The following is a 14,582-nucleotide window of genomic DNA, read 5'->3' as shown; positions in this document are numbered from 1 at the left end:
GATCTCCCCGTCATTCGCCCACCTCGTCGGTAAGCGCGCCGGCTTCGCGAACGAAGGTTGGCTCTGTCGTACCCGCGAGTTCATCACCGAATACAAAGTCCCCAACCTTGCGATCGACAGCATCTTCGAGCTCCCGCCCAGACGGCTTGCTGTGGAGTAGCTTCCCGGTGGCGATCGCCGCCTTTTTCGCAAGCGCCTCACTTCCCTCTACCACCGCCATGGGCACCGCCCCGCCGTTCACGACCTGCGCCCAGATCATCACGAACTCAGCCTTGGGATCTGTAATTTTCAGATCCGCGATGTTCAGCGGCTCGGCTGCCCTTGCGGCAGACAGAAAATCCGCGTCAGTCGGTGCCTGCGGGTCACGATGTCTCAGCCGATCAACGAGCGCCAAGCCATCCAACCTGGCGGCCTGGCTATCGCCAATAGCATCTGCCAAGGCCGTATCGTCAGTCGCTTTCTTGACCGTCTGAATGGCGAACTTGTCGATGAACTCCGCTGCTTTGTCGGTGGCGTCTTTCGAGCAGTAGTGGTCGAGAGCGCGGAGGGCGCCGGCTCGGTTCTTCCACGTCTTGTCTCCGGGCAGAGCCAACTCGACGACGTATGCCCACTCGTTCGTACCCGCCCTCACCGTGACGGCGTTCCGCATGAGCAAGCTAGCGAACTCAGCCCTATTGTCGCCGAGCAGCAGGACGCGACCGAGGCGGAGCAGGTGCTGTGCCACCCGATAGGTCCGCTGGCGGCTGCTGTCGGCAAAACGGATTGCTTCGGTGCGCTGAGCGTCCAGAATTGTCTGGATTTCGACCTTGGCCGCCTCAAGGGTGGCGTCGAGAGCATGGGTGATTGCGGTAGTCATTCAATATGTCTCCTAGACAAGAGACACAGCGAGAGAGAGTAGGGGCATGGCTCAACGAACACAGCACCACTCTCCCATTGGCACTGTGCCAGTGGGTTCAAGTGATGCCGTTCGGAGCGGCGTGCTGAGATCCTTTTAGCCTCAGCGGATGGTCTACCTAAAGACCTACGAGTGCCCGGTTGCTTGGAATCAAGCGCGAGGGGGTGAAACCCACAGTCGGGACTCTACCGCCCGGCTGTTCCGATTTTTGAAAATTACCATGCCGTGGAGTTGTGTCAGCAACTTTTTGGAGGGCGGGTGCCGCTTTCGTCGCCCAGCCCAAGTTGGGATGCGGCCTTTAAGATCCGGTACACAGACATGCGACTGATCCCGAGTTCGTCGGCAATCTTCGTCGGGCCTACGCCCTGAGCCGCAAGTGCACGAATAGTATGACGATCGATCGTCTTCCGGCGCCCCTTGTAAACGCCTCGCTTCTTGGCGGCCGCTATCCCGGTCTTCTGGCGCTCACGAAGGAAAGATCGCTCCAGCTCGGCAACCATCCCCAAGGTGGTGATAACGATCCGGCCGAGATCCCCGCCCGTGCTGATCTCGGGTTCAAGGACGCGCAAACTAGCCCCCTTAGCCTCCAGTTCGGCGACGATGTTCAAGGTGTCCCGCGTGGATCGCGCGAGCCGGTCGAGGCGCACTACAACGAGTTCGTCCCCCTCACGCACGAACTCCATGATCGCCTGCAGTTCGTCCCGGCCCGACCGCGTCCCTCCGGTAATCTTCTCCGCCCGGATCGGCGCGCATCCGGCAGCGGCGAGCCGTTCGATCTGAGCACTGTAGTCCTGTCCCGCGCTGCTGACCCGCGCGTACCCGATCCTCGCCATCGTCCCCCGCGGTGTAACAATAGGGGGAACTCTAATGCCGTCCGTCACAACGGGCGACCTGGAAGGCTAATGTGACGCGCTGAAGCGTGGCGGTGTGTAACACCCGGCCGTCACGCATGGGTGTACTTCCAGTTACGCGGCGATCATCGCCTCCAGAAGATCAACGATCTGGGCTTGGCGGACCCCAGCCGCATCGACAATGGCGATCTGTTCCTTTCCTGTTCGGGCCCCGGTCAAGTTCACTCCGCCCCAGACGCAGAGCGCTGCCTTGGTTGGGCCTTCGGATTCGATCACATCTGCAAAATCGCCAAGGTAGCCGAACACCTTGTAGACGCTATCCAAAATGTATCCCGCGTTTTCGGTGAGCTTCGCTTCCACAAGCAGGTGTGAGCGACCGCTAGGCCATTCCACTGTCGCGATGATGTCCGGTCGTCTAATGGCGGCGTCCAAGCTGTAAAGGCTGAGGATGTCCTTGTAGCGGCTAGCTGACACGAAATCCGACGGAACGCCCTGGAACAGCAGGGATATTCTGGCCGCCCCCTTTTCGAATCGGAAGAGCGGTCGGGACCCGGATCGCGGTCCGGTGGCCAATAGCCGGAGTTCGGTTAGTGCCCAGCCCGCATCATCGAGTTGTTCCGCAATCGTGAATAGGAGCCACAGCTCAAACACCTTGTCGGGCTCTGCGGGGAGCCAACCTCGATCAGTTAGTTCCTGACGAAGATGCGCGATGTCACCCCTCAGGAGCCCCTCAACTGCCTTGACGGCCGAAGGCATCAGTTCCGTGATCTCGCGCACACGCGATGCGCGTAGCCGTTGCTGGTCGGTTCCGCTCAAGCTCGATTGCGACGAAATGCCTGACAATGTGGGGTGGGATCGGAGCCTACGAGCAGTACCGACGACGTCGGCCAACTCGGTGCTTAGCGCTAGCCCCGCCGCAGCCGTTTCGATCGCGTCTAGAACAAATGCTACCGCCCTAGCCTCTGGAACGTCGTAATGCCGAACCGATTGGTCCTGAGCCAATATGCGAGAAGCGCCGCCCTGGCCTAAGCGGGCCTTGAGAGTCGCCGGCCAGTTGATGCGGCCCCTGACTTCGTGGCCGTACACGGTTTTGGAGAAGGTCGCTTGCGGCAATCTGTCAATGAGACCTTGGCCCGCTCGAACGAAGTCCGCAATTTCCGAGGACGCAAGAAAGCGAAGCTGGCGTAGTCGCTGGAGGTCCTGTTCGCCCAAGTTCGACAAAAAGCGCAGGGCACCCCCGTGGTTTTTCCGAGTGAAGCGCTGCGCATAGAGCCACCCCAGTCGGGCAGCTTCGGCGGCCGCGAGCTCGGCATCTACCGACTTTTCCGTCCAGGCATTAGGCCATGAGCCTTCCTCGGTCACAGCATTATATCCGGAATGTCTCCGCGAAGTGCCGATGCAGTTCGGGGACAGATGACGGATGCACCAAGGGCTCGAAGTCGAGAAGAACGTCCTTCAAGTCTTGGATCCCGAGGCCATCAAGCTGCGGCACAACGTACGCCAATAGGCCCTCTAGGATCGGATCTTCCACGGGTCCGCTGTCATCTCCAGGGGCAAAGGCGGTGCCGATGTTTGGGATCGATGCCGCCCTGTGCTGAACGTAGGCGACGAGATCAATCACGATCGCTGGCCCCAACGGACGGCGAGCTCCCAACGCCCTCACGACCCCCTCGATTCGCAAGCGCAGCCATGCTTCTAAAGCTTGGGTGGAGAGCCAACCGCTCATTTCCTCTACGGTTGGCACCGGGACATGAACGACCGCAAACCGGCGCATGAGTGCAGATGAAAGTTGGAAAAGATGGGTGCGGTCAGACGAGTTTAGGGTGGCAATAATTCGCCAGTCTTTACCTATCCGATATTCTCCGCCCACGAGGCTGCTCGCGCGATCAGCTTGGTGGCGCTTAATCGAAATGGTCTGGCCATCACCATCCGAGAATGGCAAGTCCACACCATGTCCAGACAAGACTGTAAAAAGCTGCCCTAGAGCCTTGTCGGCATCGCAACGGTTGAACTCATCAATGACCAGCCAACGGTTGGACCGGATGGCCTTGAGGAACATACCTTCGCTAAACTCGAGCTGGCCGTCCGCAGACGGCATGTAACCGCCGATCGTGTCAAACGTGGTCCAGTCAGCCGTTGCTGTTGTCGGCAGATATCCTGACGATGTCGGCAGGTGAAAACGTTCGTCATTAAGAGCAGCAATGCGAGCCAAGCGCTCTGCCAATGTACTCTTTCCTGTTCCGGGCGGACCGGTGAGAATTACGTTTTGGCCTAAACGGATGAGGGCAACGAGCTGCCTGATAGTCACATCGGGTATGATCAGTTCTCGCCGCAATGCATCAAGAAGGTCGTCAGGCAACTCCTGGTCGGCTTCGGCTTCGGCATCCTCTGCTTGAGCCGGGTCAGCGGGCGGCTCAGCGGATTGTCCAGTAGGTGCCTCGGGCGGAAACGCGCTGAGAACCAGACCAGACAAGGCATCGAGGTCGGGCGGACCGTCCTCGAAGAGTTCGCCGTCTATTGAGGTTGTCTCCTCGAAGAACGACGACCGTTCTTGTTCTGTAATAGAATATTCGTCAAGGAATGCGTCAACCACGCTCGATATGTCGGCTTCTGTCGGAAATTCCTTGTGTCGCGCTGCCCAAACAGCCAGTGGCCTGAGTGGAACTCTGGGTGCGCTTTTCGACGTGACCCGAGTCAGCAGTCCGTTGGCCATAGCGGGTACGTAGCTAGAACTGAGGCTGACAAAATTGGTCGTGCCGGTGTCGTCAAGAACCACCACGTCACGAAACCGCGGACTAGTGGGTACGTTTGTTTGGGGCCCCGATCGAGGATAGCCCGCTATGCGCCAACCCTGATTGCGGTCGAACGGATTGAAATATGGCTTGTCTGGGACCGCCGGTGCCCCGTCAGCCCGATAGACTCCCATCAATGCGCGCAAGCTCTCAGCCGTTGATGTGCTGGTCAGGGGAACTGCACTGCCGATCCCGATCCCGTCGCGTTTGAGAGCGAGAAATTCTCCGAATAGAACGTTATTCGTTGTCCGCAGGCGTTGCGCCGCTTCCAGTACCGCCGAGGGTTTGACGTGCTTCACTCACCGACTCCGCCGTAGCTTGACCGCAAGCGTATCGCGGCGCGTGCTCAAGCGGAATGGGAGAAGTGTATCTACTCCGCAGCGACCTTGCTGCTGGCCGCAACGCTAAGCCGGCGTTCTGCTGTAGCGAGATATTCCGAGCTAACGTCGGAGCCAATGAAAGTTCGGCCTAACGCCAGAGCCGCTAAGCCGGTCGTTCCCGATCCCACGAATGGATCGAGGATGACGTCTCCTGGGCCCGTGGATAGTGCGATGCACCGTCCGGGTAATGATAGCGGAAACTGAGCGCCATGGCCTTCACCGCCGCTGGATGTCGGGAGAGTCCAAACGTCAGAAAGCTTATCCGTTTCCCATTCGGAGTTTCGTCCGCCCAAAGCGGGACTAAGTTCCCGATATGCGGATTTATCGAACTGCGGCGCGCGAACTTTGGTGAGATGCAGAACGTATTCTAGGTTGCGACTCACGCGACTGTCTTGCGGTTCCGGAAGGGTGCTCGTTTTGTCCCAAGTGATGACGCTTTTAACGTACAGCCCGATCCGACCGGCGCGTTCAGCAATTCGGCTCGGGATCAAACACTGCTCACCATCTTTGAGGTAGCTGTGGCCCGCGCTGTACCGTCTGCAGCCATGCTCCGCCCAGGTGCGCTTATCCTGACCTTGCATTGCGCGCAGGGCCTCAACCGCATTTCCCCGGATTTGGGTCCGGGTGTTGAACGTGTCCATTACGTTCCACCAGATGGATCCCGTAGGCGTAAGCACCCTGAGGAGTTCGTGCAGGACCTCCGTGGTGTGCCGCACGAAGGCTTCCGGAGTTTGTTCGTGACCGAAGACGGCGGAATCGCCATCTGCCCAAACCCGCTCTTTTGAGTCCTTGTAGACGCGTAAGCCCCAGTAGGGCGTCGACGTGACGACGCAGTTGACTGACTCTGATGGAAGCGACCGGATGAAATCCAGGGCATCCTGCAGCACCAACGCGTAGCCGTCTCTCAGTTCCGGCAGGGAGACCGAGCGGGTGCCGCCCTTCGCTGAAAGAAGCCAGTCAAGCACCTTGCTTCGAGGGACGAGTGTTTCAGAAAACGCGTCATCGTCCAGCAGCAAGAGCGCATCGTCGACCGAGTAAAAGGCCTTCCTTCCCAAGACGCGGGCGACATATACCGGGCTCATGCCGCAGGCCGCCGCAATGTCGCTTAGGCGAAACTGACCTTCAACGCCAATATACTTTTCCCTACTAAGTCTGGCGTGCTGCGTCTGGGGTTTAATGTCGGGAAGGTTCGTCACGCGTTGGCCCCAAATCAGTCGGCCGGATGGTAAAGCCTCCCTTCGCCTACGCAAGCCGTCTCCTGTAACCGAACCTATCTGCGCAACGGAATGTGGTATGTTAAACATATAAGCGGAGCAGATTGTGTCCCCCGGCCGCCGCCACCTCCAGTGCCCGCTTGGCGCTTTCCTGGCCCTTGACCTCGCGCAGATCCGGGCCGCCCGCCGCCGCCTTGACCGGCCCCGGCTCGGGCGCGCGCAGCACCTGCACACCCTTGAAATGGTTGATGACCCCGATCAGCGACCGGGGCGCCAGCACCGACACCTCGCCGGCCCACGCCGCCTCCGGGCCGTTGGCCTCCGGGCAGATCAGGCCCAGCCCCATGGCGGCGGCGGCCACGGCGGCGGGCAGGGTCCCGCCCACCGGGGCGATGCGCCCGTCCAGCCCCAGCTCCCCCAGCGCCGCCCAGTCTGACAACGCATCCGGCGCAATCACCCCCATGGACGCCAGAAGCGCCAGGGCGATGGGCAGGTCGAAATGGCTGCCTTCCTTGGGCAAGTCCGCAGGCGCCAGATTGGCGATCACCTTTTTCGATGGGAAGGCCAGGCCGATGCCCGCGAACGCCCCGCGCACCCGCTCCCGGCTCTCCGCCACCGCCTTGTCCGGCAGGCCCACGATATTGAAATGACCGTGGTCGCCGCTGAGCTGCTGGACCTGCACGTCCACGCGCCGGGCGTCCACCCCGTCAAACGCCACCGTCACCACGCTGGCCAGCATGACCGAGCCCTCCGTTCCCAAGTGAGAACGAAGCATGAACGATTCGTTATTGCAAGAGCGCCGTTCGGCGATCAGCCGACCTTGGCCTCGATCACGTCCCACATCAGGGCGGCGGCGTTGATGCCGGTGAACTCTTTCAGCTGCACCGCCCCGGTGGGTGAGGTGACGTTGATCTCGGTCAGATAGTCGCCGATCACGTCGATCCCCACGAAGATCAGCCCGCGCCGCTTGAGCTCCGGCGCCAGGGCGGCGCAGATTTCGCGGTCGCGGGCGGTCAGCTCCACCGCCTCGGCGCGGCCGCCGACGCGCAGGTTGGAGCGCACATGGCCCTTCAGCGGCACCCGGTTGATGGCGCCCACCGGCTCGCCGTCGATCAGGATGACGCGCTTGTCGCCGGCCTCCACGGCCGGCACGAATTTCTGGATCACCAGCTGGTCGCGGCTGATCCCGGCGTGGATCTCCACCAGCGCTTCCAGATTCGGATCATCCGCCTTCAGCCGCACCACGCCCGAGCCCGCCGCCCCGTGCAGGGGCTTGAGCACCACGTCCCCGTGCCGCTGGTGGAAATCGGCCAGGGCCACCGGGTCCGAGGAGATCAGGGTGGGCGGCTGCAGCCCGGCGAAGCGGGTGGCGAACAGCTTTTCCGGAGCGTTGCGGACCTCGGTGGGATCATTGACCACCAGGGTCCGGGGATGGATCGTCTCCAGCAGATAGGTGGCGGTCACATAGGCCATGTCGAAGGGCGGGTCCTGACGCATCAGGATCACGTCGACGTCCTCGGCCAGGTCCAGCTTCACCCACTCGCCGAAGGTCACATGGTCACCCACCGTCTGGCGCAGGGTCACCGGCCGCGCGCGGCAGAACAGCCGCCCGTCCTCCAGCGCCAGGGTGGCCACGTCATAGACCCACAGACGGTGCCCCCGCTCCTGCGCCGTGATGGCCTGAAGGAAGGTGGTGTCCGCCTCGATATTGACCGCCTCGATGGGGTCCATCTGGATGGCGACCTTGAGCATGGCGGTGTCCTTGAAGCGTGGCGTTGAGGGTTTGCAGATGGACGCCGCGCGCGCCGGGCGCAAGCCGCGAGGGTCAGTTCAGGCGCAAGCGGATACGGTCATGGGCGCTGCGGGCGTGCATCTCGCCGTGACCGTCCAGACCTCGCGCCCGGTCCAGCGCCTCCAGCGCCCCGGCCAGGGCGCCCTGTTTCTCGCGCGCTGTCGCCACGTCCAGCCAGGGGCGGTGATCCGCCGGGTCCAGCAGTACGCGGCGGACGGCGGAGCGCTCGGCGCCCTCGAAATCCTCCCGCCTGAGGGCGCGCACATACAGCATGTTCTGCAGCCGGATCAGCGCCTGACGGTCCGTCACCGGCGCCATGAGCAGATCCAGCCGATCCGCCACATGGGGCGTCAGCCCGGCCATCAGCGCCCGGCGGGTCAGCTCCGACGGCATGACGATGCGCCCCTGGCTGAACGGGTCCAGCGCCACCGCGCCGTCCGGCGTCTCCACCCGCAGCAGGAAGTGGCCCGGGAAATCCACGCCCCGGCAGATCAGACCCGCCTGCGCCGCCGCATGGATGTAGAACACCGCCAGGGTCGCCGACAGGCCGCGCCGCCGCTCGGCCACGTCGATGATGTCGGTGTTGGCCGGGTCGTCGTAGTGCAGCAGGTCGCCGTTCAGCCTCAGGTCAGAGGCCATGGTCTCCACCAGGGCGTCGTCGGGGGACTCCCGCGCCATACGTTCGGCCAGGCGCTCGGCGGCGTTGGCGGTCAGGGTGCGCACCGGCCCGGTCTCCCGGAACGGATAGTCATGGATGGCGCAGGCGATGGCCGCCTCCAGAAGCGGGAAGGCGTCGTCCTCGGCTGTTCCGGCCTCGGTCAGAACCTGTTCCGCATCCTCGCGCGTCACATGGACCTCATGATCGTCTCAGGGTGTCTTGCGACAGACCCCGAACATGACGGGGAAAGCGCCCGGGGGCCAGCGCCACCATGTCCAGCCGCAATGACAGATGCTTGAGCGAGGGCCGGTTTCGCGCCACCGCCCGGCCCGCCGCCATCAGGCGCGACTTCTGGGTTTCGCTCAGGCAGGTCAGGGCCTGCTCGATGGTGGCGCGCCGCTTGACCTCCACCACCGCCAGCACCTTCCCGCGCCGGGCCAGCAGGTCGATCTCGCCCGCCCGGCTTTTCAGGCGAAACCCCAGCACCTGATAGCCCTTGGCCATCAGCAGCGCCGCCGCCAGCCATTCGGCCGCGTGCCCCGCCTTGTGCGCCTTGGCGCCCAGCCCGACCCGCCACGGCGCCTTCGCGCGGGCTGGAGCGGGCGGCGGCCGCATCAGGCCGGATCCTTGCCCTGCAGCGCCAGGGCGCGCCGGTAGAGAATCTTTCTGGGAAGGTCCAAAGCCTTGGACACTTCCGAGGCCGCGTCGGCGGGCCCGGCCCGTTTCAGGGCGTCCACCAGCGCCGCGTCAGCGTCGGCCTCGCTGGCCTGTTCCATTTCGCCGGGGCCGATCACCACCACCAGTTCGCCGCGCGGGCCGTCCAGCTGCGGCTTGGCGGCCAGCTGGACCAGATCGCCGCGCACGCACTCCTCGTACAGCTTGGTCAGCTCCCGGGCCACGGCGGCGGGGCGGGGGCCCAACACGGCGGCCATGTCGGCCAGACTGCCCGCCAGACGCGGCCCGCTTTCGAAGAAGACCAGGGTGGCGCGGATGGGTTTCAGCGCCTCCAGCGCCGTGCGCCGCTGGCCGCTCTTGGCGGGCAGGAAGCCGGCGAACAGCACCCGGTCGGCGGGCAGGCCCGCCACCGCCAGCGCCGCCAGCAGGCTGGACGGGCCGGGCACCGGGTGCACCGGCAGGCCCGCCGCGATCATGGCCCGGGCCACCACGAAGCCGGGGTCCGAGACCATGGGCGTGCCGGCGTCCGACACCAGCGCCACCACCTGGCCCTCGCGCACCCGCTCCACCGCGCCCCCGGCGGCCCGTTCAGAGGCATGGTCGTCGCACCGCTCCAGCCGGGCCTTCAGGCCATAGGCGGACAGCAGCTTGCCTGTGACACGGGTGTCCTCGGCCAGAATCAGGTCGGCCGCCTTCAGCACATCCAGCGCCCGCAAGGTGATGTCGCGCAGGTTCCCGATGGGCGTCGAGACCAAGTACAGGCCCGGCTGCACCGGCCGGGGCGGCGGCGCCATGGGCGGAAAGGGGGAGGCCGTCGAGGGATCCGTCATCCCCCGACCGTGCCAGCGACCGCGATCCGGCTCAAGCGGAACAGCGCGGTCTCCGCCTGATCCGGTTCAGGCCAGCCAGAGCATCATGCGGGTGTCCACCTCGGCGTTGCGGGCGCGGCTGAACTGGCGGCGGGTCTCGCCGGTGTAGAGAAAGCCGGCCTTCTCCAGCACGCGGCCTGACGCCGGATTGTCGGCGAAGTGGCCCGCGACCACCGCCTTCTTGCTCCAGCGCCCCCTGGCCCAGGCGAGCGCGCCCTGGGCCGCCTCGGTGGCCAGGCCCCGGCCCCAGAAGGGCTTGCCGATCCAGTAGCCCATCTCGGGCGCACGGTCCTTGTCGTGGAACAAGCCCAGCACCCCGACGGGGCCGTGGTCCTCGTGCTCGATGACGAAGGTGTTGGCCCGGCGCGGGTCCTGCATGGCCACGTTCATGACGAAGGCCTCCGCGTCCTCGGTGCGGAACGGATTGGGCATGCGGCAGGTCATGCGGGCGATGTCGGGATCGCCGCCCAGCTGGGCGATGCGGGGGACGTCGTGGGCGCCGGGCGCGCGCAGGGCCAGTCGCCGCGTCTCGATGACGGGGGAGGTTTCTATGACGCACATGGGCGAAGCCTCAACTCACGCCGGTCTCCTTGGAGGGCTCGGACCGGTCTCTCGAGGCGGGGAAACGAAAAAGGGAGCCTGGTCGATCCAGACTCCCCGCGGAATATTTCCCTGGTCCGGATCGCTGCTGTTCTGGCCAGCGCGATCCGGGAGATTTCCTGGAATTCGCGCCTATTCGGCGGCCATGGCCTCACCGGCCGGAAGCACGGAGACGTAGCAACGCCCGCCACGCTTGGTGGTGAATTTCACGGCGCCCTGTACGAGGGCGAAAATGGTGTGGTCGCGGCCCAGGCCGACGTTGTCGCCGGGGTGCCACTTGGTGCCGCGCTGGCGGATGATGATGTTGCCGGCCAGCACGCGCTCGCCGCCGAACTTCTTCACGCCGAGGCGCTTGGACTCAGAGTCGCGACCGTTACGCGACGAACCGCCGGATTTCTTGTGAGCCATGGGTCTGCTCCGTCTTCCTTAGTGCGCTAACGCTCGGGACGCGGTCCCTCGCTGCTTGAGCGTGTGTCTCTATAATAGTGTCCAGGCGGCCTGCGGGCCACCCGAGCGGATTATTCCTTGTCGGCCTTGGGCGCGGCCTTCTTGGCGGGCGCCTTCTTGGCCGGGGCCTTGGCTTCAGCCTTGGGGGCGTCGGCCTTCTTGGCCGGAGCCTTTTGGGCCGGAGCCTTCTTGGCGGGCGCTTCGGCGGTTTCGGCCGGAGCGGCTTCAGCCTTGGCCTTGGGGGCCTTCTTCGGCTCGGCCTCGACGCGCGGGGCCAGGCCGCGGGCGCGGGCGTTCATTTCAGCCTTGGTCAGAACCTCGGCCTTGCCGTCCCACTTGGCCGACTGGCCGTCGCCTTCGATGCCGGTGATGCGCAGCACGCTTTCCATCTGGCGATGGCCGTTGGTGCGGCGATAGCCCTGACGGCGGATTTTCTTGAAGATCTTGATCTTCTCACCCTTGCGGGTCTCCACCAGCGTCGCCGCCACGGAGGCGCCCTTGATGAGCGGGGCGCCCAGGGTCACGCCCTTGTCGCCGCCCAGCATCATGACTTCGCCGAACTTGACGTCAGAGCCCGCGTCGCCGTCGAGCTTCTCGACCACGATCACGTCACCCGGTTGGACCCGGTATTGCTTGCCGCCGGTTTTGATCACCGCGTACATGTTAAGCCTCGGCTGGAACGCAAAAAGATGTGCGCCCGCGAGGTGACCCTGCGGGCGAAGAGCGGCGACATATACGGACAGGCCCGTTTGAGTCAACGCGAAACCGGGGCGAGGCGGGTGTTTTCCCGCGCCTCAGCCCGTCTTGCCCGCCAGAAGACGGCGCAGTTCGGCCATCTCGGCGCGCATGGCCTTGAGCTCCCGGGTCATGGCCTTCGCCTCGGTCGCCGCTTCGACGCGGGCTTGCTCGCGTTCGGCGGCGGCCTGACGCAGTTGCGCCTCCACTTCCTCGTGCTCGGCTTTCAGAAGCTCGTCGTGCTCTTCCTGCATGGCGTTCACCACTACCCCGATGAACAGGTTCAGCATGGTGAAGGCGGTGGCCAGGATGAACGGCACGAAGAAGGCCCAGGCCCAAGGGTAAACCTCCATCACCGGCCGTACGATGCCCATGGACCAGCTTTCCAGCGTCATGATCTGGAAAAGGGAATAGGCCGAGGCCCCCAGGCTTCCGAACCACTGGGGGAACTGTTCGCCGAACAGCATGGTGGCCATCACCGACGACACATAGAAGACCAGCCCCAGCAGCATGACGATGGCCCCCATGCCGGGCAGGGCCGAGATCAGGGCGGCCACGACCCGTTTCAGCGACGGCGCCACGGTGATCAGACGCAGCACCCTGAGCACGCGCAGGGCCCGCAGCACCGAGAAGGCGCCCGTGGCCGGCACAAGGGCGACGCCGACCACCACGAAATCGAACAGGCTCCACGGATCGCGGAAGAAGGCCAGCCGGTGCACGACCAGCCGCGCCGCGATCTCGACCACAAATACGCCGAGCAGGATGCGGTCGGCCCACAGCAGCCAGCCGCCGGCGGCCGCCATGACCGCATCGCTGGTTTCCAGCCCCAGGATGATTGCATTGAGCACGATCAGGGCCGTGATGACCTGTTCGGTGCGGCGGGAGGCGAGAAGGGCGCGCAAGGCTTGCAAGGGCGGCGTCCATGGCTTGGCGGTTGGCGTGACGCCTCATGTGGCCCGGCCTGCAAGGGAAATCCAGCCGTCCACGCGCCCTGCGGCGAGACGGCCCGTGGATCAGGGGTCGTGCGTTACAGAATAACGCGCTATGGGGCGCGGCGATGATCGTTCCCACCCCCGTCGACACCCTGCTGGAGCCCCTGATCTGGGGCGGGTTCGTGGCCGCCTTCCTGCACGCGGCCCTGCCGACCCACTGGCTGCCGTTCGTGCTGGTGGGGCGCGCACAGGAATGGCGCGGGCGCATGGTCCTGGGCGCCGCGGCCCTGGCGGGCGTGGTGCATGTGATCTCCACTGCGATCATCGGCGGCCTGATCGTCATGGCGGGGCTGGCGCTGGAGGAGCGGCTGGCCGGCGTGCTGCCGTGGCTGGCGGCGATCATGATGTTCGGGTTCGGGGCCTATTATCTGGTGCGGGCGTTTCGGGCGCGGAACACCGCAGCGCGCGCCGAGCCGGGGCGGGCGGTGTCGGACCGCGCAGCCTTTCTGGGCCTCATGGCCTTGCTGGCCCTGTCGCCGGGCGAGGTTCTGCTGCCGCTCTATCTGTCCGGCGCCCAGCACGGGCTGCACGGCCTGATCCTGCTGACCCTGGCCTTCGCCGTGGGGACCATTCTCGGCATGGTGATCCTGACCGGCGCCGCCTTCATGGGCGCGTCGCTGCTGCGACTGGAGCGGCTGGCGCGGTTTGAGGGCGCCATCCTGGGCGCGGCCATGATCATTCTGGGCCTTCTCGTGGCCTTCGGTCCGCTCTAGCGTCCACAGATGGCGCACGACCACCACCATCATCATGGGCATGGACACGGGTACGCCCACGGCCATGATCACGGCCCGGTGGATACCGGCGACTGGCGCTATCTGGTCGGGCTGACCCTGAACCTGGGTTTCGTGATGGCCGAGTTCGGCGCCGGGATCATCAGCGGCTCCACCGCCCTGATGGCTGACGCCGGGCACAATCTGTCGGACGTGCTGGGGCTGGCGCTGGCGGGCGGCGCCGCCTGGCTGGCGCGACGTGCGGCCAGCGGGCCGCGCACCTACGGTTACCGCAAGGGCACGGTGCTGGCGGCCCTTGGCAACGCCATCCTGCTGCTGGTGGCCTGCGCCTGGATCGGCTGGGAGGCGGTGGAGCGGCTGATCAATCCGCAGCCGGTGGCCTCGGGCTGGATTATCGCCGTGGCGGGCATCGGCTTTGTCATCAATCTGGCCACCGCCCTGCTGTTCCTGAAGGACCAGCACAAGGATCTGAACGTGCGCGGGGCCTATCTGCACATGATGGCCGACGCGGCGGTGTCGCTGGGGGTTGTGGCGGCGGGCGTCCTGATCCTGTTCACGGGCGTCGCCCTGATCGACCCGATCATCAGCCTGGTGATCGTGGTGGTGATCCTTTGGTCCACCTGGGGCCTGCTCAAGGACTCCCTCAATCTGGCGCTGGACGCGGCGCCCGCGGGCATCCAGGTGGAGGCGGTGCGCCGCGCGCTGCTGGACCTGCCCGGCGTGACGGCGGTGCATGATCTGCATGTCTGGGGCCTCAGCACCACCGACGCCGCCCTGACCGCCCATCTGGTGCGCAGCGACGACGCGCCCGGCGACCTGCTGACCCGCGCCCAGCGCCTGGCCCGCCAGATGGGCATCGGCCACACCACCTTCCAGATCGAGGATGCGGCCCAGGCCGACTGCCCCGACTGCTGATCCGCCCTTGGCAACGGGCCGTTCAGGCGCCATCTG

15 protein-coding genes and 1 pseudogene are annotated in these 14,582 nt (G+C 65.0%); 2 read left to right on the top strand and 14 right to left on the bottom strand.

The features are described 5' to 3' along the window. Positions 1–10: 10 nt before the first annotated feature. The 14 genes and pseudogenes from ACI8U3_RS04770 to ACI8U3_RS04705 all read right to left on the bottom strand — a co-directional run bounded on the left by ACI8U3_RS04770 (position 11) and on the right by ACI8U3_RS04705 (position 12,819). Complete coding sequence (locus ACI8U3_RS04770; protein WP_415013722.1) at positions 11–856, bottom strand: hypothetical protein; 846 nt, start codon at positions 854–856, stop codon at positions 11–13. Between the two features lie 275 nt (positions 857–1,131). After that, the gene (locus ACI8U3_RS04765; RefSeq protein ID WP_415013721.1) at positions 1,132–1,728 is read right to left on the bottom strand and encodes a recombinase family protein; all 597 of its coding nucleotides are present in this window, start codon (positions 1,726–1,728) and stop codon (positions 1,132–1,134) included. A gap of 132 nt (positions 1,729–1,860) precedes the next feature. Next, the gene (locus ACI8U3_RS04760) at positions 1,861–3,108 is read right to left on the bottom strand and encodes a hypothetical protein (RefSeq protein ID WP_415013720.1); all 1,248 of its coding nucleotides are present in this window, start codon (positions 3,106–3,108) and stop codon (positions 1,861–1,863) included. A 4-nt stretch (positions 3,109–3,112) separates the two neighbouring features. Next, positions 3,113–4,837 carry an AAA family ATPase gene (locus ACI8U3_RS04755; RefSeq protein WP_415013719.1) on the bottom strand — a complete coding sequence of 575 codons (1,725 nt, stop codon included), beginning with the start codon at positions 4,835–4,837 and terminating at the stop codon, positions 3,113–3,115. Between the two features lie 71 nt (positions 4,838–4,908). After that, on the bottom strand, positions 4,909–6,114 hold the full coding sequence (locus tag ACI8U3_RS04750) for a DNA-methyltransferase (protein WP_415013718.1): 1,206 nt from the start codon (positions 6,112–6,114) through the stop codon (positions 4,909–4,911). A gap of 115 nt (positions 6,115–6,229) precedes the next feature. After that, a pseudogene (locus ACI8U3_RS04745) lies at positions 6,230–6,871 on the bottom strand (magnesium chelatase domain-containing protein); the annotation flags it as partial. A 71-nt stretch (positions 6,872–6,942) separates the two neighbouring features. Further along, positions 6,943–7,884, bottom strand: a complete 942-nt coding sequence (gene gshB / locus ACI8U3_RS04740; RefSeq protein WP_415013717.1) for a glutathione synthase — start codon at positions 7,882–7,884, stop codon at positions 6,943–6,945. A gap of 73 nt (positions 7,885–7,957) precedes the next feature. After that, positions 7,958–8,773 (bottom strand): SirB1 family protein, encoded by an 816-nt coding sequence (locus tag ACI8U3_RS04735; protein WP_415013716.1) that lies wholly within the window; start codon positions 8,771–8,773, stop codon positions 7,958–7,960. Positions 8,774–8,780: 7 nt separating this feature from the next. Further along, the gene (locus ACI8U3_RS04730; protein WP_415013715.1) at positions 8,781–9,197 is read right to left on the bottom strand and encodes a YraN family protein; all 417 of its coding nucleotides are present in this window, start codon (positions 9,195–9,197) and stop codon (positions 8,781–8,783) included. After that, entirely contained in the window at positions 9,197–10,087 is an 891-nt protein-coding gene (gene rsmI, locus ACI8U3_RS04725) for a 16S rRNA (cytidine(1402)-2'-O)-methyltransferase (RefSeq protein ID WP_415013714.1), read from the bottom strand. The genes ACI8U3_RS04730 and rsmI overlap by 1 nt, the downstream gene beginning before the upstream one ends. A 66-nt stretch (positions 10,088–10,153) precedes the next feature. After that, positions 10,154–10,687 carry a GNAT family N-acetyltransferase gene (locus ACI8U3_RS04720; protein WP_415013713.1) on the bottom strand — a complete coding sequence of 178 codons (534 nt, stop codon included), beginning with the start codon at positions 10,685–10,687 and terminating at the stop codon, positions 10,154–10,156. A gap of 171 nt (positions 10,688–10,858) precedes the next feature. Then, the gene (gene rpmA / locus ACI8U3_RS04715) at positions 10,859–11,134 is read right to left on the bottom strand and encodes a 50S ribosomal protein L27 (protein WP_415013712.1); all 276 of its coding nucleotides are present in this window, start codon (positions 11,132–11,134) and stop codon (positions 10,859–10,861) included. A 110-nt stretch (positions 11,135–11,244) separates the two neighbouring features. Continuing rightward, positions 11,245–11,835 carry a 50S ribosomal protein L21 gene (rplU, locus tag ACI8U3_RS04710; protein ID WP_415013711.1) on the bottom strand — a complete coding sequence of 197 codons (591 nt, stop codon included), beginning with the start codon at positions 11,833–11,835 and terminating at the stop codon, positions 11,245–11,247. Between the two features lie 132 nt (positions 11,836–11,967). Then, positions 11,968–12,819 (bottom strand): ion transporter, encoded by an 852-nt coding sequence (locus ACI8U3_RS04705; RefSeq protein ID WP_415013710.1) that lies wholly within the window; start codon positions 12,817–12,819, stop codon positions 11,968–11,970. 146 nt (positions 12,820–12,965) lie between these two features. On the opposite strand from ACI8U3_RS04705, the gene ACI8U3_RS04700 reads away from it, so the two are divergent. Together ACI8U3_RS04700 and ACI8U3_RS04695 are read left to right on the top strand one after the other, a co-directional pair. Continuing rightward, positions 12,966–13,613 carry a hypothetical protein gene (locus ACI8U3_RS04700; RefSeq protein ID WP_415013709.1) on the top strand — a complete coding sequence of 216 codons (648 nt, stop codon included), beginning with the start codon at positions 12,966–12,968 and terminating at the stop codon, positions 13,611–13,613. 9 nt (positions 13,614–13,622) lie between these two features. After that, the gene (locus ACI8U3_RS04695; protein WP_415013708.1) at positions 13,623–14,546 is read left to right on the top strand and encodes a cation diffusion facilitator family transporter; all 924 of its coding nucleotides are present in this window, start codon (positions 13,623–13,625) and stop codon (positions 14,544–14,546) included. Positions 14,547–14,582: the final 36 nt, after the last annotated feature.

The organism is Brevundimonas sp., assembly GCF_047617075.1.
Classification (GTDB): Bacteria; Pseudomonadota; Alphaproteobacteria; order Caulobacterales; family Caulobacteraceae; genus Brevundimonas.
Note: the sequence above shows the minus strand (reverse complement) of the source record. Positions and strands in the feature narration are given on the sequence as shown.

Bases quoted from the DNA above. Each gene is read 5' to 3' on its own strand.
- ACI8U3_RS04770 (WP_415013722.1), bottom strand. From the start codon at position 856: ATGACTACCGCAATCACCCATGCTCTCGACGCCACCCTTGAGGCGGCC.
- rpmA (WP_415013712.1), bottom strand. From the start codon at position 11,134: ATGGCTCACAAGAAATCCGGCGGTTCGTCGCGTAACGGTCGCGACTCT.
- rplU (WP_415013711.1), bottom strand. From the start codon at position 11,835: ATGTACGCGGTGATCAAAACCGGCGGCAAGCAATACCGGGTCCAACCG.
- rsmI (WP_415013714.1), bottom strand. From the start codon at position 10,087: ATGACGGATCCCTCGACGGCCTCCCCCTTTCCGCCCATGGCGCCGCCG.
- ACI8U3_RS04695 (WP_415013708.1), top strand. From the start codon at position 13,623: ATGGCGCACGACCACCACCATCATCATGGGCATGGACACGGGTACGCC.
- ACI8U3_RS04720 (WP_415013713.1), bottom strand. From the start codon at position 10,687: ATGTGCGTCATAGAAACCTCCCCCGTCATCGAGACGCGGCGACTGGCC.
- gshB (WP_415013717.1), bottom strand. From the start codon at position 7,884: ATGCTCAAGGTCGCCATCCAGATGGACCCCATCGAGGCGGTCAATATC.
- ACI8U3_RS04765 (WP_415013721.1), bottom strand. From the start codon at position 1,728: ATGGCGAGGATCGGGTACGCGCGGGTCAGCAGCGCGGGACAGGACTAC.
- ACI8U3_RS04700 (WP_415013709.1), top strand. From the start codon at position 12,966: ATGATCGTTCCCACCCCCGTCGACACCCTGCTGGAGCCCCTGATCTGG.
- ACI8U3_RS04730 (WP_415013715.1), bottom strand. From the start codon at position 9,197: ATGCGGCCGCCGCCCGCTCCAGCCCGCGCGAAGGCGCCGTGGCGGGTC.